21 protein-coding genes, 1 tRNA gene and 1 pseudogene are annotated in these 22,534 nt (G+C 61.8%); 8 read left to right on the top strand and 15 right to left on the bottom strand.

Annotation, left to right across the window (positions count from 1 at the left end; translation table 11 throughout):
* The 4 genes from ACTJLA_RS02960 to ptsP all read right to left on the bottom strand — a co-directional run.
* A partial coding sequence (locus tag ACTJLA_RS02960) for an alkaline phosphatase D family protein (protein WP_440840640.1) occupies positions 1–1,260 on the bottom strand: 1,260 nt, incomplete at its 3' end.
* A gap of 205 nt (positions 1,261–1,465) precedes the next feature.
* The gene (locus ACTJLA_RS02965; protein ID WP_314547633.1) at positions 1,466–3,175 is read right to left on the bottom strand and encodes a PTS fructose-like transporter subunit IIB; all 1,710 of its coding nucleotides are present in this window, start codon (positions 3,173–3,175) and stop codon (positions 1,466–1,468) included.
* A gap of 11 nt (positions 3,176–3,186) precedes the next feature.
* A complete protein-coding gene (gene pfkB, locus ACTJLA_RS02970) occupies positions 3,187–4,107 on the bottom strand; it encodes a 1-phosphofructokinase (protein WP_314547631.1) in 921 nt (306 codons plus the stop codon).
* Positions 4,108–6,966, bottom strand: coding sequence for a phosphoenolpyruvate--protein phosphotransferase (gene ptsP / locus ACTJLA_RS02975; RefSeq protein WP_314547630.1), 2,859 nt, complete (start codon positions 6,964–6,966; stop codon positions 4,108–4,110).
* 284 nt (positions 6,967–7,250) lie between these two features.
* Here ptsP and cra point away from each other — a divergent pair, with 284 nt between their 5' ends.
* Both cra and ACTJLA_RS02985 read left to right on the top strand, forming a co-directional pair.
* Positions 7,251–8,246 (top strand): catabolite repressor/activator, encoded by a 996-nt coding sequence (cra, locus tag ACTJLA_RS02980; RefSeq protein WP_034126263.1) that lies wholly within the window; start codon positions 7,251–7,253, stop codon positions 8,244–8,246.
* Between the two features lie 2 nt (positions 8,247–8,248).
* Complete coding sequence (locus ACTJLA_RS02985; RefSeq protein ID WP_034126262.1) at positions 8,249–9,025, top strand: TatD family hydrolase; 777 nt, start codon at positions 8,249–8,251, stop codon at positions 9,023–9,025.
* On the opposite strand, the gene ACTJLA_RS02990 is transcribed toward ACTJLA_RS02985, so the two are convergent.
* The 6 genes and pseudogenes from ACTJLA_RS02990 to ACTJLA_RS03015 form a co-directional block, all read right to left on the bottom strand.
* Positions 8,972–9,400, bottom strand: a complete 429-nt coding sequence (locus tag ACTJLA_RS02990) for a hypothetical protein (RefSeq protein ID WP_054896896.1) — start codon at positions 9,398–9,400, stop codon at positions 8,972–8,974. The genes ACTJLA_RS02985 and ACTJLA_RS02990 overlap by 54 nt on opposite strands.
* Positions 9,401–9,525: 125 nt before the next feature.
* Complete coding sequence (locus ACTJLA_RS02995) at positions 9,526–10,455, bottom strand: methyl-accepting chemotaxis protein (RefSeq protein ID WP_371262625.1); 930 nt, start codon at positions 10,453–10,455, stop codon at positions 9,526–9,528.
* Positions 10,432–11,523, bottom strand: a pseudogene (locus tag ACTJLA_RS03000) (methyl-accepting chemotaxis protein); the annotation flags it as partial. The gene ACTJLA_RS02995 and the pseudogene ACTJLA_RS03000, both read right to left, overlap by 24 nt.
* 297 nt (positions 11,524–11,820) lie before the next feature.
* Positions 11,821–12,657: a regulatory signaling modulator protein AmpE gene (ampE, locus tag ACTJLA_RS03005; protein ID WP_034126259.1), complete on the bottom strand. Its 837-nt coding sequence runs from the start codon at positions 12,655–12,657 to the stop codon at positions 11,821–11,823.
* On the bottom strand, positions 12,654–13,217 hold the full coding sequence (gene ampD, locus ACTJLA_RS03010; RefSeq protein ID WP_054896894.1) for a 1,6-anhydro-N-acetylmuramyl-L-alanine amidase AmpD: 564 nt from the start codon (positions 13,215–13,217) through the stop codon (positions 12,654–12,656). Before ampD ends, ampE begins: the two co-directional genes overlap by 4 nt.
* A gap of 61 nt (positions 13,218–13,278) precedes the next feature.
* Positions 13,279–15,426, bottom strand: coding sequence for a DUF1631 domain-containing protein (locus ACTJLA_RS03015; RefSeq protein ID WP_314547621.1), 2,148 nt, complete (start codon positions 15,424–15,426; stop codon positions 13,279–13,281).
* A 245-nt stretch (positions 15,427–15,671) separates the two neighbouring features.
* On the opposite strand from ACTJLA_RS03015, the gene nadC reads away from it, so the two are divergent.
* Complete coding sequence (gene nadC / locus ACTJLA_RS03020; protein ID WP_089041392.1) at positions 15,672–16,520, top strand: carboxylating nicotinate-nucleotide diphosphorylase; 849 nt, start codon at positions 15,672–15,674, stop codon at positions 16,518–16,520.
* Between the two features lie 170 nt (positions 16,521–16,690).
* Here the strand turns inward: nadC and ACTJLA_RS03025 are convergent, their stop codons facing one another.
* The 3 genes from ACTJLA_RS03025 to ACTJLA_RS03035 all read right to left on the bottom strand — a co-directional run bounded on the left by ACTJLA_RS03025 (position 16,691) and on the right by ACTJLA_RS03035 (position 17,699).
* Positions 16,691–16,996: a DUF6388 family protein gene (locus ACTJLA_RS03025; RefSeq protein WP_034126255.1), complete on the bottom strand. Its 306-nt coding sequence runs from the start codon at positions 16,994–16,996 to the stop codon at positions 16,691–16,693.
* A gap of 149 nt (positions 16,997–17,145) precedes the next feature.
* A tRNA-Thr gene (locus ACTJLA_RS03030) sits at positions 17,146–17,221 on the bottom strand.
* 64 nt (positions 17,222–17,285) lie between these two features.
* Positions 17,286–17,699: a pilin gene (locus ACTJLA_RS03035; RefSeq protein ID WP_054919391.1), complete on the bottom strand. Its 414-nt coding sequence runs from the start codon at positions 17,697–17,699 to the stop codon at positions 17,286–17,288.
* Positions 17,700–17,900: 201 nt separating this feature from the next.
* On the opposite strand from ACTJLA_RS03035, the gene ACTJLA_RS03040 reads away from it, so the two are divergent.
* The 4 genes from ACTJLA_RS03040 to yacG are packed head-to-tail and all read left to right on the top strand — an operon-like array spanning position 17,901 to position 20,789.
* The gene (locus ACTJLA_RS03040; protein ID WP_314547617.1) at positions 17,901–19,109 is read left to right on the top strand and encodes a type II secretion system F family protein; all 1,209 of its coding nucleotides are present in this window, start codon (positions 17,901–17,903) and stop codon (positions 19,107–19,109) included.
* Entirely contained in the window at positions 19,106–19,972 is an 867-nt protein-coding gene (locus tag ACTJLA_RS03045; protein WP_057976746.1) for a prepilin peptidase, read from the top strand. The genes ACTJLA_RS03040 and ACTJLA_RS03045 overlap by 4 nt, the downstream gene beginning before the upstream one ends.
* The gene (gene coaE, locus ACTJLA_RS03050; RefSeq protein WP_054896889.1) at positions 19,969–20,592 is read left to right on the top strand and encodes a dephospho-CoA kinase; all 624 of its coding nucleotides are present in this window, start codon (positions 19,969–19,971) and stop codon (positions 20,590–20,592) included. The genes ACTJLA_RS03045 and coaE overlap by 4 nt, the downstream gene beginning before the upstream one ends.
* Positions 20,589–20,789: a DNA gyrase inhibitor YacG gene (gene yacG, locus ACTJLA_RS03055; RefSeq protein WP_003188437.1), complete on the top strand. Its 201-nt coding sequence runs from the start codon at positions 20,589–20,591 to the stop codon at positions 20,787–20,789. Before coaE ends, yacG begins: the two co-directional genes overlap by 4 nt.
* Here the strand turns inward: yacG and ACTJLA_RS03060 are convergent.
* Both ACTJLA_RS03060 and ACTJLA_RS03065 read right to left on the bottom strand, forming a co-directional pair.
* Positions 20,786–21,001, bottom strand: a complete 216-nt coding sequence (locus ACTJLA_RS03060) for a hypothetical protein (protein WP_003171680.1) — start codon at positions 20,999–21,001, stop codon at positions 20,786–20,788. The two genes, yacG and ACTJLA_RS03060, sit on opposite strands and share 4 nt — an antisense overlap.
* 64 nt (positions 21,002–21,065) lie before the next feature.
* On the bottom strand, positions 21,066–21,755 hold the full coding sequence (locus tag ACTJLA_RS03065; protein ID WP_314547615.1) for an energy-coupling factor ABC transporter permease: 690 nt from the start codon (positions 21,753–21,755) through the stop codon (positions 21,066–21,068).
* Between the two features lie 128 nt (positions 21,756–21,883).
* Here ACTJLA_RS03065 and ACTJLA_RS03070 point away from each other — a divergent pair, with 128 nt between their 5' ends.
* Complete coding sequence (locus ACTJLA_RS03070; RefSeq protein ID WP_003188431.1) at positions 21,884–22,513, top strand: DUF1780 domain-containing protein; 630 nt, start codon at positions 21,884–21,886, stop codon at positions 22,511–22,513.
* Positions 22,514–22,534 lie beyond the last annotated feature (21 nt).

The following is a 22,534-nucleotide window of genomic DNA, read 5'->3' on the forward strand; positions in this document are numbered from 1 at the left end:
ATGCGCCGCACAGTAATGCACATCGGCCGTCAGCCACAGGTGGTTGCGCACCTTGTGCTCATGCAGGAACCCTAGCAGTTCGGCGATCTCCAGCTCACGCCCTTGCGCCGGGCCAGGGTCGCCATTGGCGATCGCTTCCCAACGCGCCACGCCGGGGCTGACCTCACCGTCGGGCACGCCCAGGCCGATAGGCATGTCGGCGGCTACCACCTTCCACTGCGCTTGCGATGCCTTGAGCCCGCGCTTGAGCCAGTCCAACTGTTCACGCCCAAGAAAGGGTTTTTCAGCGCCCAGGTTGTCATCATTGGGCCCGCGATAGCTGCGCATATCCAACACAAACACATCCAGCAGCGGCCCATAACTGAGCTTGCGATAAATGCGCCCGCCACTGTCGGCGCTCTGTCGGCGCATGGGTGAATATTCCAGCCAGGCCTGGCGGGCACGGCCCACCAGGGTGTTGATGTCGCGGGTCTGGTAACGCTCATCCAACTGCTTGCTCGATGACCAGTTGTTGATCACCTCGTGATCGTCCCACTGCCAGATCTGCGGCACCTCGGCGTTGAAGCGGCGTACGTTTTCATCCAGCAGGTTGTAACGGTAATTGCCGCGATATTCATCGAGGGTTTCCGCGACTTTGCTTTTGGCTTCAGTGGTGATGTTGCGCCAGATGCGCCCTCCTTCAGTGGTGAGCTGCGCGGGTATCGGGCCGTCGGCGTAGATGGTGTCGCCGCTGTGGATAAAAAAGTCTGGCAGGCGCAGGCGCATGGCTTCATAGATGCGCATGCCACCGATGTCCGGGTTGATGCCGAAGCCTTGGCCGACGGTGTCGCCGCTCCACACAAAACGGATATCACGCCGCTGTTGCGGCACGCTACGCAGGTGCCCGAACCAGGGTTCACTGGCAATGCCGGTCTGGGCGTCTTCGAAATGCACGCGGTAGAAAATCGCCTGGTCGACCGGCAGCCCGGTGAGCTCGACACGGGCGGTAAAGTCGGTGCGGCTGTCGGCCAGGGGCGAGACGAATCGGCGCGGGTTGCTGAACACGCTGCGGGTATCCCACTCCACCACCATCTTCGCCGGGCGGTCACTGCGGCTCCAGATCATTGCGCGATCGCCCTGCAGGTCGCCCGATTGCACGCCGTCAGTGAGTTGCGGTCGGTCCTTCACCGAAGCGATCACCGCCGGCGCCAGGCCCGGCAACAGCAGGCCAGCGCCCACAGCTTGCATCACACGGCGGCGACCGAGATCGAAGTGGCTCATGCAGGTGCCCTCTTGAGTATCAAAAGGGCCACTAAAGCATGACGGGATGAAGCGCAGATGACAGGCTACAACTGTAGGAGCGAGCTTGCTCGCGAAAAACGTCAACGATCACGCGGGCTTGCTGAATGAACGCGGCGCCTGCGAGTTCTTCGCGAGCAAGCTCGCTCCTACAGGGTATTTGGGCTTGCCCCCACACTTTTACTGGTCAGGCAGTCACGGCCAGCTCGGCCGCTTCCGGTCGCTTGAGCACGGCATACACCAAGCCGGTCAACACACTGCCCGCCACAATCGCCAACAAATACAACAACGCATGGTTCATCGCATTCGGAATCACCAACACAAACAACCCGCCATGGGGCGCGGCGAGTTTGCAGCCGAAGTACATCGACAGCGCACCGGTCAACGCGCCACCGGCGATGCTGGCCGGGATGACGCGCAGCGGGTCTTTGGCGGCGAAGGGAATCGCGCCTTCAGAGATAAAGCACAGCCCCAGGATCATCGCCGCCTTGCCGGCCTCGCGCTCGGTCTGGGCGAACTTGCGCCGGGCCAGCAACGTGGCGATGCCCATGCCAATCGGCGGCACCATGCCGGCGGCCATGGTCGCGGCCATCGGCGCGCCGCTCGACGCGGCCAGCAGGCCAACCGAGAACGCATAGGCCGCCTTGTTGATCGGCCCACCCAAGTCCACGCACATCATGCCGCCGAGCAGAATGCCCAGCAGCACCGCGTTGGTGGTGCCCATGGTGCTGAGGAAATCCGTCAGGCCCGTGAGCAAGCGGGCGACCGGTGGGCCCACCAGGTAGATCATCACAAGCCCGGTAAACAGGCTCGCCAGTAACGGGATGATCAGGATCGGCTTGAGCGCTTCCAGGCTCTGGGGCAGTTGCACTGCGCGGCTGATCAGTTTGACGCAATACCCGGCGACGAAGCCGGCCAGGATGCCGCCGATAAACCCAGCCCCCAGCGTCCCAGCCAGCAGCCCGCCGATCATGCCGGGCGCAAGGCCAGGACGGTCGGCAATCGAGTAGGCGATGTAGCCCGCCAGCAACGGCACCATCAACAGGAACGCCTGGTCACCCACGGATTTGAGCGCCGCCGCCAAGGTGCCGGGCTGCTCGAAAGCATGGATGCCGAACACAAACGACAAGGCGATCAGCAAGCCCCCCGCCACCACCATCGGCAACATATACGACACGCCGGTGAGCAGGTGTTTGTAGACGCCGGTTTTCTCCGCCTTGGCCGGTGCACCGCCGGCCGCGCTTTCCACCGCGCCTTCGGCCAGGGCTTTGTTGAGGATGGCTTCGGATTGCTTGAGGGCAATGCCGGTGCCACAGCGGTAAATCTTCTTGCCGGCGAAACGCTCGGTGGCCACTTCGATATCCGCCGCGAGCAACACCACATCGGCATCGGCAATCGCTTGCGAGCTCAACGGGGTGCGAGCGCCCACCGAACCTTGGGTCTCGACCTGCAGGTCATAACCCAGGCGCTGAGCAGTCTGCTGCAAGGCTTCGGCGGCCATGAACGTGTGGGCCACACCGGTGGGGCACGCGGTAATCGCGACGATACGCGGCGCAGCCTTGGCCGCCACCGGGGCGGCGTCGGCGACATACACCCGGGCTTCTTCGGCGCCCCGGCGCAGCACGCCTTCGACATCCGCCAATGCCTGGGCCGGTGTGCTCTGGAACACACGCTTGCCGACAAACCGCTGCATATCCACCGGGGTACTGCTGACCAGCAGCACCCACTCGGCATCATCAATCGTCGCCTGGGACAACTGGCGCTCCGGGCGCTGTACATCGACGACTTCAACACTGGTGTGCAAGCCCATGCGCTGGGCGGCGGCGTCCAACAAGCGGGCGCACAGCACACTGGTGACCATGCCGTTCGGGCAGGCGGTAACAATGGCTAACTTCATCACAAACCCTCTTATTGTTCTGTCAGCGTGCGTACATCGACGCCGCTTTCGAGATGCGCCAACTGCGCGTCATCGCTGATGCCAAAACCGATCTGTGTCACCGCCATCGCGGCAATCGCCGTGGCCCGGCGCAAGGTGTGCTCCGACGTATCGCCACTGAGCAAACCGTGGAGCATCCCGGCCAGCAGCGAGTCGCCGGCGCCCACGGTACTGGCCACTGCCACCTTGGGCGGCGTGGCGTGCAGCGCCGCACCCGGGCGGTACCAGGTCACGCCTGCGGCCCCGTCGGAGACCACCACATGTTCGACGCCTTGCTGATGCAGGCGGCTGATGGCATCGGTGGCGTTACCCAAGGCCTCGGCCAACTCTTCGGTATTGGGTTTGACCAGCCACGGGCCAACCTCCAACCCCAGGCGCAGCGCTTCGCCGCTGGTGTCCAGGGCGACTTTCAAACCGAGGTCCTTCAACGCCTCCAGCAGACCTTTAAACCACTGCGGGCTGACGCCGCGCGGCAAGCTACCGGCCACCACGACCGCATCGAACTCCGGGCCAATGATCGCGACCATCTTGAGCAGCGCTTTTAGCGCCTCTTCAGTCACCAGCGGCCCCGGTGCATTGATGTCGGTGACACGCCCATCCTGTTCGGCAATCTTGATGTTGCTACGGGTTTCGCCGGGAACCCGGATGAAGGCATCGCCAAACCCACGGCGCTTGATCAGCGCATTGAAAGCCTGGGGGTTGGCACTGCCGAGAAACCCGCCCACGCTGACGTAATGGCCCAGGTCCGCCAGCACTTGCGCCACATTCACGCCCTTGCCCGCGGCGTGGGTGAGCATCGCTTCACTGCGATTGACCTCACCGGGTTGCAGGTGCGCCAGGCGTACCGTGAGGTCCAACGCCGGGTTCAGCGTCAGGGTCAGAATATTCGCCATCTACACGGCCTCCACTAGGGCACGCACTTCGGCGGGCGAACCCACCGCCAGTGCTTGTTGCGCCAGGCCCTGGGCCTCGCTCAGACTGAATTCACGCACCCGCGCCTTCACTTCAGGAATGCTGCGGGCCGACACGCTCAACTCATCCACGCCCAGGCCGACCAGCACCGGCACCGCCAGCGGGTCCGCCGCCAACTCGCCGCACACGCCTACCCATTTGCCGTGGGCATGGGCGGCGCGCACGGTGATGTCGATCAGTTGCAGGACTGCAGGGTGCAAGCCATCGGCCTGGGCCGACAGGGTCGGGTGGCCGCGGTCGATGGCCAGGGTGTATTGGGTCAGGTCGTTGGTGCCGACGCTGAAGAAGTCGACTTCCTTGGCGAGGACCGGCGCCAGCAGCGCGGCTGAGGGCACTTCGATCATGATCCCCAGTTGCAGGTCTGCCACTGGGATCTCCAGGCGCAGGCGCTCGGTCATGTCCCGGGCGGCGCGCCACTCATCCACGCTGCCGACCATGGGGAACATGATGCGCAGCGGGCGGTTGTCTGCTGCACGCAGCAATGCGCGCAGTTGCGCTTCCATGATCTGCGGGCGTTGCAACGTCAGGCGAATGCCGCGCACACCCAGAAAGGGGTTTTCCTCTTCGGCGATCGGCCAATAGGGCAAAGGCTTGTCGCCGCCCACATCCAGGGTGCGCACCACCAACGGGCGACCATTGAGGCCGTCGAGTACGCGACGGTATTCGGCCTCCTGAGTGGCCTCGTCTGGCGCCTGGGAGTGAGCCATGAAAATCAGTTCGGTGCGCAGCAGGCCAATGCCTTCGGCGCCCTGCTCCACTGCGCTGGCCACCCCGGCGCTTTCGCCAATATTGGCGAACACTTCCACGGCGTGGCCGTCACGGGTCAGCGCCGCTTCATGGCGCTGGGCCGATGCGGCTTGCAAGCGCTGTTCGCGGCTGTCGCGCTCCACGGTGGCCCGTTGCAGGGTGGCGGCGTCGGGGTCCACATGCAGGCGACCACGCTGGCCATCGAGCAACAGTGGCGTGCCCGGGTTGAGCAATAACACCGCAGCGCCAGCGCCGACCAAGGCCGGAATGCCCAGGGCGCGGGCGACAATGGCACTGTGAGCGGTGGCGCCGCCCCGGGCGGTGAGAATGCCGGCAACGCGGGCCGGGTCCAGGCGCGCCACGTCCGAAGGGCCGACCTCTTCCATCACCAGGATGTAGGGCTCGCTCGGTTCCTGCACGCTCTGGACGCCGCACAACTGGGCCAGCACGCGGCGGCCGATGTCACGCAAGTCGGCAGCACGCTCGGCCAGCAAGGCATCCTGCAAGGCTTCCTGTTGCTTGGCGGCGGCTTCGATCACGCTCATCCAGGCGGCTTCGGCGCTTTCGCCCTGCTTGAGGCGGGTGTCGACTTCGTCGGTCAGTTCCGGGTCGTCGAGCATTTCCTGGTGGGTAATGAAAATCTCGCGGATGGCCTTGGCCTGGCTACGCTCGATCAAGCCCTGGATATCCGTGCGCACGTCGCTCAAGGCGGTGTGCAGGCGCTGGCGTTCGGCGGCGGCGGATTCGCCCCGTAGCGGGTAATCGAACACCTGCGGCACCTGGATATGAGCCGGGCCGATCGCGATACCCGGCGCGGCGGCAATGGCCTGGAGTTGGCTACCGCTCAGTGGCGCGCTGAGCACCGGTTCGATATCGACCTGTGCGGGCTGTGCGCTCACCGTGGGCAAGGGCTCGACCTCTTCGCCAAGGCCCTCTTGCACGGCGGCCAAGAGGGCGGGCAGTGCATCGCCGGCCACCGTCGGCTCGGCCACAAACTCCAGCACCTGGCCACGACGTGCGCCGAGGCTGAGCAACTTGCTCAGGCTTTTGACCGACACGGCGCCCACCGCGCCATCGACGATACGTACGCGGATATCGCCGTCAAAACTTTTCGCCAATTGCGCCAGGATCTTGGCCGGGCGCGCGTGCAGGCCGTGGGCGTTGGCCAGGGTAATACGGGCGCTGGGCCAGTCCGGCGGCAGTTCACCGCCCAGCACTTCCAGCACCGCGCGGCTGCTGGTGGCGCGTCCCAACTCGTGGCCGCGCCCTTCAATCAGCAAGGCACACAGGCGTTCAAGCAGGGTCTGGTGCGCTTCACCGAGGCTCGCCAGGCAGAACAGGCCGTGCAAGGGCTGGCCGAGGTAACGCATAGGTTTGTCCGGCGTCACAAAGGCCAGGCCCGGGCGCTTGACCGTCTGCTCGCTGTGCAACCACCACAGGCCATCGCCCAGGGGCAGCGCGTCGACTTGCTGCAATACGGCGGCAAAGCCATTGCTCACGCAGTCGGCCTGGCGCAGCAGGCGCGCACCGCGCCACACCAACTCTTCAAAATCATCGGCCGACACGCCCAGGCTGATCATCTGCGCATCCAGCGCCAGTTCCTGGGGCGCGCCTTGCAACAGTTTCAACAGCGCTTCGGCATTGCCGGCACGGCGCAACGCCTGGCCCAGGTCGGTTTCACCGAGGGCACGGGTGAGCAGTTGCAACAGGCGCAGGTGTTCATCGGATTTAGCCGCGATGCCAATCGCCAGATAGACGATCTGGCCATCGCCCCAGTCCACCCCTTCGGGGAACTGCAGCAGGCGCACACCGGTGGAAAACACTTGGTCGCGGGTTTCTGGCGTGCCATGGGGGATAGCAATGCCTTGGCCGAGAAAGGTCGAACCTTGGGCTTCACGGGCTTGCAAGCCACTGAGATAACCTTCGGCAACCAGGCCATCGGCCACTAATTTGTCAGCGAGCAGGTGCAAGGCAGCAGATTTATCCACAGCCACCTGGCCCATGGATATCTGCTCTACAGTGAGCTCAAGCATGCCGTTCTCCTAGTTAGTGCGACAGGCGCACTAGGTATTGTTGTAGGTAAATATGATCAAAATTAACTGACTGAGCGGTCAATTGGCAGTGGTCACTCAGTAGCGAACATCGTAAAAATACGCTTGCTGAAACGTTTAATCTAGAATTTATGGCAGATTACGCGTTAATTACGCAAGCTTGAAGGGCCACTCGGCGCTTGCTGTGGGACATTGGTCGAATGCTGGAATCGGTTACGATTGGACAAAATGTCGGGGCGAGCGCCAAAAAACAAGGAAATCCCGGTTTGAAACTCAGTGATATCGCACGTCTGGCCGGTGTGTCCGTTACCACCGCCAGCTATGTCATCAATGGCAAGGCCGAACAGCAGCGCATCAGCAACGCCACCGTTGAGCGTGTGCGTGCCGTGGTCCAAGCCCATGGCTTTACCCCCAACCCTCAAGCCGCGGGGCTGCGCAGCCGGCATACGCGGACCTTGGGGTTCATCCTGCCAGACCTGGAAAACCCCAGCTACGCACGCATCGCCAAACTGCTGGAACAAGGTGCGCGGGCGCGCGGCTATCAGTTACTGATCGCCAGCTCCGATGACGAAGCGGACAGCGAGCGCCAACTGCTGCAACTGTTCCGGGCGCGGCGTTGCGATGCGTTGTTCGTCGCCAGTTGCCTGCCGGCCAGCGATGACAGCTATCGCGAGTTGCAGGCCAAGGGGCTGCCGGTGATTGCCATCGACCGGGAGATGGAGCCGAACCAGTTCTGCTCCGTGGTCAGCGACGACCACCAGGCCTGCCAGCAACTCACTAGCAGCCTGCTGCAACCGTTGCCCAAGCAGATCGCGCTGATCGGCGCACGGCCCGAGCTGAGCATCAGCCAGGCGCGTACCGCCGGTTTCCGCGATGCGCTGCAAGGCTTTACGGGCGAAGTGATCATCGAACAGGGCGAAGCCTTCAGTCGTGACTGCGGCCGAGAGCTGATGGAGCAATTGCTGCAACGCCTGGGGCATCTGCCGGACGCGCTGGTAACCACCTCCTACGTACTGCTCCAAGGCGTGTTTGATGCGCTGCATGACTTCCCTCTCAAGTCACGCCCCCTGCGCCTGGGCACCTTCGGCGATACCCAGTTGCTGGATTTCCTCCCGCTGCCGGTCAACGCCATGGCCCAACAACATCAATTGATCGCCGAGACCGCCCTGCGCCTGGCCCTGGCCGCCGTTGAAGAAGAACAGTACCAACCCGGCGTGCATGCGATTGGCCGGACCTTCAAGCAGCGTATCCTCGAGGCCTGAGCGTGGAGCTGATCGACACCCACACGCACCTGGACTTCGAGGACTTCGACCAGGATCGCACGCACGTCCTCGCCCACAGCCGTGACCTCGGCGTGCGGCGCCTGGTGGTGCTGGGGGTGTACCAGAAAAATTGGCAGCGGCTATGGGACTTGGTGCAACAGGACGAAGGCTTGTTCGCCGCCTTCGGCTTGCACCCGGTGTATCTCGATGAGCATCGCCCCGCCGACCTGCTGGAGCTGGGCGACTGGTTGACGCGCCTGCATGGCCACCGGCAACTGTGCGCCGTGGGCGAAATTGGCCTGGATTACTTTCTTGAACAGTTGGACCACGAGCGCCAGCAACCGCTATTTGAAACCCAGCTGAAACTCGCGGTGGATTTCCAGCTGCCGGCCCTGCTCCACGTTCGCCGCAGCCACGCCGCGGTAATTGCCACCTTAAAGCGTATCCGCCTGCCCAGAGGCGGCATCATCCATGCGTTCGCCGGCAGCGTTGAAGAGGCACGCGAGTACATCAAGCTCGGGTTCAAACTGGGCCTGGGTGGCGCTGCCACCTGGCCCCAGGCCCTGCGCATGCACCGGGTACTGGCCCAATTGCCCCTCGACGCCGTGGTGCTGGAGACCGACTCGCCGGATATGGCCCCGGCCATGTACCCCAACCAGCGCAATAGCCCGCAGCACCTGCCAGACATCTGCACGGCCCTGGCCGAGCGCATGGGTATCAGCCCTCTATTGCTGGCTGAGGCGAGCACACGCAATGCGTGCGAGCTGTTCAACTGGTAGCGCACTGATGGCCTGCAAGTTCAAGGTCATTGTCTGGCGATGACGGGCGTAGCGCACCACCAGCAAATGGATCAACACCGCGACCAGTGAAATGTTGAACTGCGCGATGACACTGAGCAGCCCCAGCCACTCGGCGACCAAGGCCACCAGCAAGGTCGCGCACGTCAGCATGATCATGCTCGGCCGCACCAGCGCCCATTGGTCCAGGGCCCTGAATTGGCGCAACTGCTTGACGCAGCCCAACTGCAACCCGCAGTGGCAATACATACAGTCAAACGGCACATCGATGGCAATGGCGTTCAGTTGCCAAGGCTTGAGTTCAAACGTCATGTTGCACTGGGCGCAGTGCCCCCTGATACCGATTGCGGCGGCCATCGTTTTGTCCCCTCGTGACCGTGACGGATGAAATAAATTTTCACCTATTCACGCCCCGATAAAAGACGCATCGGTAAATCAAGACATGGGCCACAGGGCCCGTGGCTCCGCCCTTCAGAACCTCCCTACACCCGAAACGCACCAATCAATTGCTTCAACTCAACCACCTGGGTTGCCAGTTGTCGACTGGCCGCTTCCGTGTGCTGGGCGCCTTGCGCTGCATGCTCGCCAGCACGGTTGATTTCGACAATGTTCTGGTCGATGTCGTGGGCGACCGCCGTTTGCTGCTCCACGGCGGCGGCGATTTGCTGGTTCTGATCGACGATCATCCCAACTGCCCCCAGGATATTTTCCAAGGCTTGCTGGACTTTTTCCGACTGCCCCACCGTGCCATTCGCCATTTCATGGCTGCTGCCCATGGCCTTCACCGCCGCGCCCACGCCGCTGTGCAAGCGGCTGATCATCTGCTCGATTTCCTCGGTGGAGTGCTGGGTGCGCCGAGCCAGGGTGCGCACCTCGTCGGCCACCACCGCAAAACCACGCCCTTGGTCACCGGCGCGCGCGGCTTCGATGGCCGCGTTGAGCGCCAGCAGGTTGGTCTGCTCGGCAATGCTCTTGATCACTTCCAGGACGCTGCTGATGGACTGGCTGTCGGCAGCCAGTTGGTTGATCACCCGCACCGATTCGTCAATCTCCGCCGCCAGGCGGGCGATGCCGCCTTGCTGGGATTGCACCAGCGCACGCCCGGTGACCGTTTCATCATTGACGCTCTGGGCACTACTGACCGCCGCCGCCGCGCTGCGCGCCACCTCTTGGGCAGTGGCGGACATCTGGTTCATCGCGGTCGCCACTTGTTCGATCTGGCTGCGCTGGCCGGACACCGCCTGGTTACTCTGTGCCGACACCGCCTGCACCTGGCCGGCCTGCAGCTCCACCTGGCTGACCGTATGCCCAACACGTTCGATCAGGTCATGAATCTTGGCCACGGTGCCATTGAACACCTGGCCCAAGTCGCCCAGCTCGTCGCGGCTTTGAGCAACGAAGGTGACCGTCATGTCACCTGCCGCCACTTTGTCCATCATCGCCCCCAGGCGGCGCAAGGTGGTGCGAGTGGAGACAAAGAAACCGGCATAGAGATAGAAAATCAACGCAAATACCGCCGCCAGGGCCGTGACCAGCAACACCATGTGCAGGCGGTTTTGCGCCAGGCGTTGCTGCAACTGCTGCCCGAGGAACGCCAGGGTGGCGTCATCCAATTGATAGGTCTTGGCCATCAACTGGCTGACGCCGTCATAAAAACCCTGCCAAGACGTATCGAGGGTCTCGGCCATCACCACCTGCTCTTCAAAAAACTCGCTGCCTTGCTTGAGGCTGGCCCGGCTGGCTTGCGCCGAAACGTCGAGGGCTGCATGCGCGGCCTGGCTGGCGCCCAACGCGTCCTGCAGCTTCAAGCCATATTCCCCGTGGAGTTTTTCCAGCTGCTGCAGCAGTTCGTCAAAACGGGTGCTGGAGGATGAATTGATAAAGCCCTGCCCCAGGGAGTACGCGCCCATCGCACGGCCTTCGCCCAAGGCCTGGGTGACTTGAGGGGTGACGGTGGTGACCAGGTCGCTGAGCTGGCGCAGATCACTTTGCGGATCACGGCTCAAGCCGGCTTGGCTGGCAATGATCTGGCTGAACATCTGGGCCTGGTTGAGTAACTTGCCGATCAACGCCGCTTTGTTGAGCAACGAAGTTTCCTGTTGCTGGGCCTTGAACGCAGCGATCAGCTCATCGCGCTTACTGTCGAAGACGGCAACTTGCTCGGGCTGGGTCGCGATGGCGCGCAAGCCTTGCAAGCGCCCCACTACACTCGCTTCCAAGGCGCTGATCCTGGTCTCCAGGTCTGCCGCTTTACCGGACTGGCCGAGGGTGGCATTGATCTCTACCTGGTTGTTGAGGGTTTCCAGATCGCGGCGCAACGCCAGGCTGCTGCCGAGCAGGTCGAGACTCTGCAGTTCGACCCGGGTGCCCTGGTATTCACGCCACGAGTCGCGCACCAGGTAATAGTTGGTCGCCAGCATCGGCAGCAGGAACAGCACGCTGATCAGGCTGAACTTCATGCCGAAACTCAGGCGGTTCATCAGCGCGACGGCGGGATAGAGCAAGCTCTTCACAGGTGACCTCCCCTTCTTTTATTTTTATTGAGGCGCAGGGCGGCGGCAGATAGCCACTATTTGGCGCTCTATCTGTATAGCTCAATTCGAAAGGGAGTTTTGTAACGTAAGGTTAACGGCGTGTCTGGAGGCCAAATGTGGCAAGGGGAAAGCCCTAACGCCATGTAGGAGCGAGCTTGCTCGCGAAAGACTCACAGACGCCGCGTTTATTCAGGAAGCACGCGTTATCGTTGACGTTTTTCGCGAGCAAGCTCGCTCCTACCATCAGGGCAACACCGTCCAGATCGCAAACCCGGCATACCACAGCACCGCCGCACGCAGCAGCAGTTCCCACAGGCGATCCAGGCTGTTGATGCCATCGGCCCCCACCACGGGCGCAGGAATTTCCGCGGCGGCCAGGCCGACTCTTTCCACCAACTGTGCCGCGCTGATGTCCCAGCTCAACAGTTCGTGGAGCATCACACGGCTGACCCCGACGAAATTACCCACCAAGGCAAAGCTGGCCGCCAGCAGGCGTACCGGCAACCAGTCAAACGCGTGGCGCAGTTGCGTGGCGCGCTCGGCCACCAACGGGTTCTGGCTGTTTTCGCTGGCCAGCGCCAACAGCCGGTAGGCCAGGGCGGCCACCGGGCCCAGCAGGAAATACCAGAAAATCACCGCGAAAAAGCTTTGATACGCCTGCCACAGCAGGTAGCCCTGGACGCGCTCCAGCAATTGCTCGCCACTGTCGGCGCCAAGTTTGAGGTCGCGTTCGGCCACATGCTCGGCCGCTTGCAGGTCACCGCGCCGCCAGGCGTCGCGAAACGGCCCCAGCCCCGCCAATAGATCGCCACGGCCCAGGCTGTAGATCACCACCAGCAAGTGCACCGGCAATGCCAACAGGCCATAGGCCACCGGTTCCAGGACCAGCAACAACAATGCCAGCAATGCCACCGGCAGCAGCACCAATATCAGCAGGATCAACCAAGGGCGCTTGCCCATGCGCGGGCTCGATTCCAGCTTGGCCAGCTCACGCAGCCATCCACCGTCGCGCTGCAACCGCAGGCGCAGGGCCGAGAACTTCTCGATCCACACGGCCAGCACCAACACCAGGAAACTCATCGTTCGTGTCCTCCATCCTGCAGGGCGCTGCGAAAGCGCGCCCAATCAAAAGCGGGGCCCGGGTCGGTCTTGCGCCCCGGAGCGATGTCGCTGTGACCACAAATACGTTGGCGGGTGATATCTGGGTATGCGGCCAGCAGTTGGCGTGTCAGGTCGATCAACGCCGCATACTGGGCATTGGTAAACGGTAGGTCATCCGTGCCTTCCAGCTCGATTCCCAGAGAAAAATCGTTGCAGACCTCGCGCCCTTCAAAGACGGAAATACCGGCATGCCAGGCACGGTCGCGGCACGAAACAAATTGCGTCACAGTGCCGTCACGTTCAATCAGAAAATGCGCAGACACTCGTAGGCTCGCGATCCCTTCAAAATAGGGATGCTCTGAGATATCCAGGCGGTTCTGGAAAAATTCCTGCACCTTGCCGGTGTTGAACTGCGCCGGGGGCAAACTGATGTTATGCACCACCAACAGCGAGATTTCGCCTTCAGGGCGCTCGTTGAAGTTGGGCGAAGGGCAATGACGAATGCCCTGGCACCAACCGCTGGCGGGGTCCAACTGCATACAGGCTCCTTGAATGATAAGAGGTGTGACCAGTATGCCGCGTTCCACCCTGCGGTTGCGATCACTTGCCGCGATTGAGTTGCCGCAGGTTGTCCACCACCGCTGCCAGCGCACGCTCGAACAGCGGGCCATCATCCAAGGCGTGCAGGACGCCCTGCTTGAACGCCAGCGCTAACTGGCCCGCGCTTTTCTCCAACACTTTGAGGCCCGCGCGGCTGACAAAAACATAGGTATCGGCGGGCGGCATGATGGCGGTCAATTTGCAGCGCAGGGTACCGGCTTCATTTTGCTGCAGCGCTACCCAGGTACCGGCTCGCAACTGCTTGGCTTTGAGCAGGTCGGGGTCATCATGGGGCATTGGTTCGTCGGCACCCGGCGGGCCAGCCCCCAGGATAAAAGGCTCACGGACTTCAACCAGCACCTCGCCGTCGAGCGGCTGAACATGCATGGCCTGCAACCGCAGGAAGAACTCGCGGGTACTGAAAGGATCGAAGGCCGCACCGGCCAACCCGTCACGCAAGGCCTTGAGCAGCCCGGGTAATTGCTCGAGCAAACGCCGGCCCGCTTCGGTGTCTTCACGCAGGCCGACGCTCCAGATCAATTCATCCACGGTGCGCAGTGCCGCCTGCCACTGCAGCGATTGTTCACCGTGCTTGAGAACGGCCACTAACAGCACCTGGCTCCAGGCCTGCTGCACAAATTGCAGCACCGATTGCGGCAAGGTTTTGCCCACGAGCCGCCGATTGAGCACGTGCGCCACACGCTGGCGCGCCACCTCGACCTGCAGGCGCTCTTGCTCGGCGTCACGGGTATGTCGCGCAAGTCGCTCGCTGCGCTTGCGCTCCTGGGCTATGAATGCGCTGAACGTGGTGAGCAACTGGGAGAAAATCGCCGGGTCTTCGACAAACTCATTCAGCACACGCTGTACGAGTTGCTCGATACACAGATAGAGGTTGTCCCGTGGGTGGTCATGGGGCGGGCTCCAGCCGATGACGGCACTCGCGATGTCATTGAGCAAGCGCCGCGCCGGATGCTCCGCGCAACTGAACAGGCTCTTGTCCAGCACCGCCACTTTCAGCAGCGGGATCTGCAAACGAGCGATCAGCGCCTTGAAAGCGTCCGGCACACTGCTGTCATCGAACATGAACTCGAACAGCATGGCGACTAGATTGGTCACATCTTCGTCTGCCTCTTCTAACACCCTCGACTTGCCGCTTTTGACGCTGCCCCGGGTCAGCAACTGTTCCAGCTGGTTGCGCAGGTCGAAATCGTCCTCGCCACCGGGCTCCGGGACATATTGCTGCAAGTGCGACAACAGCCGTAGCAGGTCACGGGTGGCAATCGGCTGCGGCTCGGCACTGGCTTCAAGGGTCGGGGCCACGCTGCCACGCACGGCTACCAGTAACTTTTGCAAGGCACTGAACGCTTGCTGGCCGCTTTCATCCAGCGGCGGGTCGGCGACCGCTTGGCTGGTGTAATGCTGGTGCTCCCGGGCCTCGCGCCCGCCAGCTCGACGGGACGGGACCGTCTTGAGTTGCGGCAATACGCCGGTGGCGATCAGCAATTGGTTGGCCTCGCCATACAACAGGTCGGCATCACTGAGCACGTATTTCTCAAACAGCTTGAGCATGACCAGCTTGACGCGAATCTCCACCCCCAGGCTGCGCCCTGCTTGCAGGAAAAACTCACAAAGCCGCGCAGGGCCCAAGGGGTTTTCAGGGTCCTCCAGGCGCCTGCCGAGCAGTTCACTCAAGCGTGCGTTCAACTGCCCCAGGGCCAAGCCATCACGATGCCGCACCCGACCGAGCATCGCCTCCAGAGCCACGGATTTTTCCACATCATCCGCGCTGGTGCCGGGTGCCGCCTCATAAGACACCACCGGCACCAGGTGTGCACCGCTGCACCGGGCCTGGCCCAGGTTGGCGAACGCCACAAACAGCTGCTCCATGAACACGCGCTCGAAGTTCTTGCGCTTGAGGCGCAGGTCGCGCATGGCCTCGAAAAAAATATGATGGTCGACGGTGCTACGGGCCTTTTCGGCCATTTCGAACAGGGTGTCGTCGGCGTTATCGAACAGTTCCTGCAAGCCTTGCTGCAGCTGTTGCGCAGCCTTGTCACGCACCTGCAGCAACACCACCGGCAGGCGCGCGAGCGGCGATGGCGTGGCCTGTGCCCTGTTGATAGGCACCACCTTCCCGTCATTGTGCATCCTGGCCTCCTGAAACGGCGGTTTTGAGCGGTGGAGAGACGGAGCGCAGGCCCGGCAGGCACTGCAAACACCCGATCACCTCCAGGACGTCAAAGCTATGACGCCAATTGCAAGGCGCGAGATTATCTTGCAAACGAGGGCAGTTGCGCCAGCACACTCTGACTTTGTGCGGTAAATGAGTGGCGAGCCTGGGTTAGAACGCACGCTGGCCCTATAATCGAGGCACTTTGTTTGTGGAGCCTGTTATGCCGAACCTCCGTCTTGCCGACCTCACCGCCGAAATCGAAGCCAACGTGCGCCGCGCACTGCTGGAAGACATCGGCAGTGGCGACATCACCGCGCAGTTGATCCCGGCCGAACGGCTGGCCAAGGCCACGATCATTACCCGTGAGGCGGCTGTTATCGCCGGCACGGCGTGGGTGGATGCGGTGTTTCGTCAACTGGACCCACGGGTCGCTGTGCACTGGCAGGTGGCTGATGGTGAACGAGTGAGCCCCAACCAGGCGTTGTTCCACCTTGAGGGCCCGGCCCGCTCGCTGCTCAGTGGTGAACGTAGCGCGTTGAATTTTCTGCAATTGCTGTCAGGGGTTGCCACCCGTGCGCAATTTTTGGCGGACTTTGTCGCCAGCACCCAGGTCAAGCTGCTGGACACCCGCAAGACATTGCCCGGCCTGCGTTTAGCGCAGAAATATGCGGTGACCTGCGGCGGTTGCCACAACCACCGTATCGGGCTGTATGACGCGTTCCTGATCAAGGAAAACCACATCGCCGCCTGCGGTGGTATTGCCCAAGCGATCACCGCCGCCCACAAGATCGCCCCGGGCAAGCCGGTGGAAATCGAAGTGGAAAGCCTGGAGGAATTACGCGAGGCCCTGGCGGCGGGTGCCGACATCATCATGCTGGATGAACTGAGCCTGGAAGACATGCGCGAAGCCGTGTGCCTGAACGCAGGCAAGGCCAAACTGGAAGCCAGCGGCGGGATCAATGAAACCACCTTGCTGCCTATCGCTGAAACCGGCGTGGACTACATCTCCATCGGCGCGATGACCAAGGATGTGAAGGCGGTGGATCTGTCGATGCGCCTGAGCATCTGAGAAACCATGCAGGGCCGGGCGATTGTGGCGAGGGAGCTTGCTCCCGCTGGAGTGCGCAGCGCTCCCAAACCGTTCATCGACGTACACCTGATGTATTTCGATCACTTAATTTGGGGCTGCTTCGCAGCCCAGCGGGAGCAAGCTCCCTCGCCACAACAAGCCCGCCGTGCCTAGACCACCAGATTATTCATCTCGCAGTACTCGTCCCAATCGACACCCAGCACCTCGGCCGCCTCTTTGTGCAAGGCCAACCGCGCGGCTTCGAACTCTTCCGGCGTCGAGGTGTACTTGAGGGTCAACTCCCAAGGCTGGTAGCCCTGACTCTCGGCCTCATCTTCGAATGCCCACTGAATCTGGTCGCGCTGATCGTCGGCACTCAGGTCCTTGATCTCTTCTTTAAGCTGCGGCGTCGCTTCAAGGTAATGCTTGAGCGCTTGTTCGTGCCGTGCTTCCTGGGTCATCTCAGTCGTGGTCATGTCGTTCTCTTAGATCGAGGAATGGGAATGCATCTGGGTCTTCAAGGTTGCGCAGATACAAAAGAGCGGGGGCAAATGCCCGGCTCACCTGGCCTTCAGAACCATTCTGGGATCATCTGAAAACATTGCCGTTGAAACAGTGGTGCCTGTGGTGCCCGAGACAGGAATCGAACCTGCGACCTTCGCGTTACGAGTGCGCTGCTCTACCGGCTGAGCTACACGGGCGGTGGGCTAAAGCTAGCACTGCATTGGGCATGCAGCAACCAACTCGCTCACCGCCCGGCGACTGTCACGCGCCGTTGGCGCCGCAGCCCTTGGCAGCGTACTGCGGCTCTACCGTGGTGGCACAGCTCCAGCCGGTGGTGGCGCTGCGGGTCAAGGTGATGGTCTTGCCGAGCACGGGCGCGGGCGCGTCCAAGATTTCACAACGGATGGAGCCTGCGCCCGAGGCCACATCGCCTGTCGCTTCGATCACGCAGTTGGCGGTAGGGCTGGCGCCACCGATGAGGGCCAGGGTTGGCACGGTGCCCTGGTTGATGGCGTCCTCGTAGCCGGCCTTTAGCGCGCTGATTTCAGCCAACCCCGCCGTGAACTTGGCCTTGGCCTGGTGCTTGGTGTACATGGGCAGACCGATGGTGGCCAAAATGCCGATGATTGCCACGACGATCAATAATTCGATCAAGGTAAAACCTTTTTGACGCATCTCTTTCACTCTCCAGAATAGAACCATGACAAGGCGCATCCTGCGCCCCGTAGTGTGCAACGGCGCCAGTGTACTCATCCCCACGCAGCCGTTCGCCTGCAAGACGCACAATCTGACATTTTATCGCCCAGCGCCAGCCTGCCCGAATTCGCCACCTGACTAAGCTATAAATTCTTCACGACCTGGGTGCGCCAACCTCACATGAACGACACGTCGACAATCTATGCCTGGGAAGGCATCAACCGCAAAGGCCGCCGGGTTTCCGGGCAAATCGCCGGGCATAACCTTGCGCTGATCAAGGTACAACTGCGCCAGCAAGGGATCTGCCCTGAGCGTGTGCGCAAGAAATCTTACGGTTTACACATCTTCAAGACGCGAATAACGCCCGCAGATATTGCCCTGTTCACCCGCCAGTTAGCCACCTTGCTCAAAGCCGGCATCCCGCTGCTGCAAGCCTTCGACATCATCAGCGAAGGCGTCGAAAACCTACAGCTGCGCGAACTGGTGAAGGCGTTGAAACAGCACATTGCCAGCGGCCACCCCTTGGCCACTGCCCTGCGTCAATATCCCCGCTACTTCGATGAGTTGTATTGCAATCTGGTAGCAGCTGGCGAAATAGCCGGCGCCCTGGAAACCTTGCTCGAGCGCGTGGCGATTCATCTGGAAAAAAGCCAACGGCTCAAAACCAGGATCAAGAAAGCCATGACCTACCCTGTCGCGGTACTGGTAATTGCCACAGGGGTGAGCACAGTGCTGTTGATTCACGTTGTGCCGCAGTTCCAGAACCTGTTCGCCGGGGTCAACGGCCAATTGCCGGGGTTTACCCTGGCGGTCATTGCGCTCTCGGAACTGCTGCAGCAGGCGTGGTGGATGCTGGGGCTGGGCGTGGGCGCCATAATGGTCGCTGGGCATCACGCCTATCGAACTTACCCGGGCTTTCGCCATTGGTTGGCGGCGGGTTTGTTGAAAGTGCCCGTGGCAGGCAAACTGCTGCACAAATCTGCGGTTGCTCGCTACGCTCGCACACTTTCCACCACCTTTGCGGCGGGCGTCCCTCTGGTACAGGCATTGGGTTCGGTGGCCGGCGCCGTCGGCAATGGCCCCTTCAAACAGGCAATCGAACGTATGCGCCACGATGTATCCACAGGCATGCAGTTGAATCAATCGATGCATAACAGCGGCCTGTTCCCAGGCATGGCGATCCAGATGACCGCAATCGGGGAGGAGTCCGGCACCCTGGACCGCATGCTGGAAAAAGTCGCGAACCACTACGAGTCAGACGTGGATACCTTGGTCGACAACCTCACCAGCCTGATGGAGCCGCTGATCATGGTCGTATTGGGGGGGATTGTCGGCGCGCTGGTAGTCGCCATGTACCTGCCGGTGTTTCAATTGGGGACGGCGTTTTGAGCCTGCTGCTGAGCGAACATCCCTGGGCGTTTGTTGGCCTGGCGCTGGTGTTGGGCCTGATCGTCGGCAGCTTCCTCAATGTGCTGGCGTGGCGCCTGCCCAAAATGCTCGAGCGGGAATGGCGTGCCCAGGCCCATGAGATTCTCGACTTGCCAGCCGAGCCCGGTGGGCCGGCCTATAACCTGATGCACCCGAACTCCTGCTGCCCGCACTGCAATCAACCGATTCGGCCTTGGGAAAATATCCCGGTGCTCAGCTACCTGCTGCTCCGCGGGCGTTGTGCCCACTGCCGCGACCCTATCGGCCTGCGTTACCCCCTCACCGAACTCGCGTGCGCGCTGATCTCAACCGCTGTCGCCTGGCACTTCGGCTTCGGCTGGCAAGCCGGCGCGGTGATGCTGTTGAGTTGGGGCTTGCTGGGCATGAGCCTGATTGATCTGGACCACCAACTGCTGCCGGATGTGCTGGTGCTGCCGCTGCTATGGCTGGGGCTGATCCTCAACAGTGCTGACCTGCTGACGCCACTGCCCGATGCAGTGTGGGGCGCGGTCATCGGCTACATGAGCTTGTGGTGCCTGTTCTGGCTGTTCAAGCTGGCCACCGGCAAAGACGGCATGGGCCATGGCGACTTCAAGTTATTGGCCTTGCTGGGAGCCTGGGGCGGCTGGCAGATTCTGCCGATGACCCTGCTGATGGCCTCGCTGCTGGGCGTATTTGCCGGGCTGATCCTGCTGCGTTTGCGTAAGGCCCAGGTGTCAGCGCCAATGCCGTTTGGCCCCTGCCTGGCAATTGCCGGCTGGATTGCATTGCTCTGGGGTGGTCAAATAACCGACTTCTATTTGCAGTCTGTCGGTTTCAGATGACCACTTCTGTTGCAACACCCTGGATTCTTGGACTCACGGGCGGCATTGGCAGCGGCAAAAGCGCTGCGGCCGAGCACTTTATCAAGCTGGGCATCGACCTGGTGGATGCCGATCATGCCGCGCGCTGGGTGGTCGAGCCTGGCCGCCCTGCCCTGGCACGCATCGCCGAACATTTCGGCGCCAGCGTGCTGCAACCCGACGGCCAGCTGGACCGTGCCGCGCTGCGCAAACTGATCTTTGAGATCCCACAAGAGCGTCTGTGGCTGGAAGCCTTGCTGCACCCGCTGATCGCCGAGGAAATTCGCAGCCACCTGGCACGCGCCCGATCGCCCTACGCGATCCTGGTGTCGCCGCTGCTGATCGAGTCCGGACAGTACAGCATGACCCAGCGCATCCTGGTGATCGACGTGCCGCAATCGCTGCAGATTCAGCGTACCCTGCAGCGCGACGGCATCAGCGAACAACAGGTGCAGGCGATTCTCAAGGCCCAGTCCAGCCGCGAAGACCGCCTGAACCATGCCGATGACGTGCTGGTCAACGATAAGGACCTCGCCTGGCTGCACGGCGAGGTCGAGCGACTGCACCACTTTTACCTTACTTTGCGTGGAGGCCGATCATGAGCCAACCCTTGACCGTCGACTGCCCAACCTGCGGTGCACCCGTGGAATGGAAAGCGACCAACCTCAACCGACCGTTCTGCTCGGACCGTTGCAAGCTTATCGACCTGGGCGCCTGGGCCGCTGAAGAACACAAGATTCCCGTGGCCCCTGACGCCGAAGATGAACTGTTTTCCGAAGACCTGCCGCCGCGCCACTAAGGCCGCATAAAGGCATATTCCTGCTGGTCGTCGAGGTTTTCTGCAAGGTATTGCAACTCGTCGGCCAGGTCTTCAAAACTGCGTACCCCCTTGCTTTGCTGCACCACCGCACTGAGCATGGCGCGCAAGGTCAAGCCGGGGTCAAAACCGATTTCCTGCGCTGCATCCTGGCTTCTGCGCAACTCCTGCCGTGCCCACTCGTACACACTCATGATCCGTGCTCCTGAAAATTTTGCAGAGCATGGACCCGCGCCGCTGCCTGGCATTTGACCTGGATCAACGCCGCGAATCGTCGTCCTTCCACGGCGCCGAGAGGTAGCGGGTACGGTTGAACGTCTCCAGCCATTCCGGGCAAAACACCACCAGCGCGCTGATGACCATGCCGTTGATGAAGGCTTCGGGAAAGATGATCAGCCATAGGTAACCGACAAAATCTTCTAACCACTCAGGCATCGCAAAAAGACCGTCCAACCACAACAGGCCCAGGCCGGCCAACAGGCACAGCAATGCCGACAGTGCGGCAGCAAAAAAGCCCGAACAGAAGATATACACAAAGGGGTTTCTCGGCTGCGCCCGCTCTACCAGCAGCGCGCACCCTTCGGTGACCAGCACTGGCAGCACGATCAGCAGCAGGCCATTGATGCCAAGCGCGGCCAGGTCCTGGCGCCCCAGCAATATCAAGCCAAGCTGGGCGGCAAAGCCTCCGACGATTGCCAGCGGCCAATCCAGCAGCAAGGTCACGGCGGTCATGCCGATAAAGTGGTAGGACACGCCGGTATCGAAATCCCGTCGCACCAGCCACAGCATGAACAGCGCGAACACCGTACCGAACAGCAAATGCTGGCGCCGACGGTCGGCAAACAGCTCCACCCATGGCGAGCGCAGAGTCGCCCACATCACCACGGGCGCATATACCAGCCAGCCGAAGCCGAGAGTCTGGGGTGCCAGAACCGCTGCACTGATCACGGATGCTCTGCCTTTACCAAAAACCTCATCACACACCTCGTCCCTGGGCCTGTTTCACGCAAGCATTCTACACCCGGGTTTTAAGGCAAGACTTCCTGTGGTCATCATTTGAACGCTAAGCTGCGACTATGGATGACTCAGATTATTTGCGCCTGCTCACCGTAGCAGCCGAACAAGCCAATGCGTTTCTGTCCAATGCCCGCAAGTGGGAGCGTGAGCGTTGGGTCTGCCAACGCCTGTTGCAAGGCTTGAATGTGCCCTACCGTGTCGAAGAATTCCACGCAGCGGGCCAGGAGCCGCCCGACGTGTTGTTTCGCGACGCCAGCTTCGAGGTCTTTTTTGTGTTGGATGAGGGCCGCCGCCTGAATGACGAGTGGCGCGATGAGTTGCTGCGCAGGCGCAGTGCTTTCTCCTTGAGTCAACTGGTACGGCGCGAAGCCAAGCCACGGCGAATCCCCGCCCATGAATTCCTGCTGCGCCTGGCCCCCACACTGCGTAAAAAAGCCCACAACTATAAAGAGCGCGGGATGGACCTGGGGGAGTTGGACCTCATTGCGTTTACCAGCCTCAAGCGCGAAGTACTGGACCTCAACAGCCATTTTCCGCCGCCGACCGAATACCTGCGCCAGGGCTGGCGCTCGCTGTCACTGGTGGGTCCAACCTTCGCCCGGGTGTTGTTCGCGCACCCGGACGCACCGGACTTCTTGCGCAACAACCTGGGCCGCAGCATAGTGTTTGATGTCGGCATCAGCCTTTGATGCCCCTGGCTGTAACGTGGC

It is taken from the genome of Pseudomonas sp. 22072, from assembly GCF_052046095.1.
Lineage (GTDB): Bacteria > Pseudomonadota > Gammaproteobacteria > Pseudomonadales > Pseudomonadaceae > Aquipseudomonas > Aquipseudomonas paracarnis.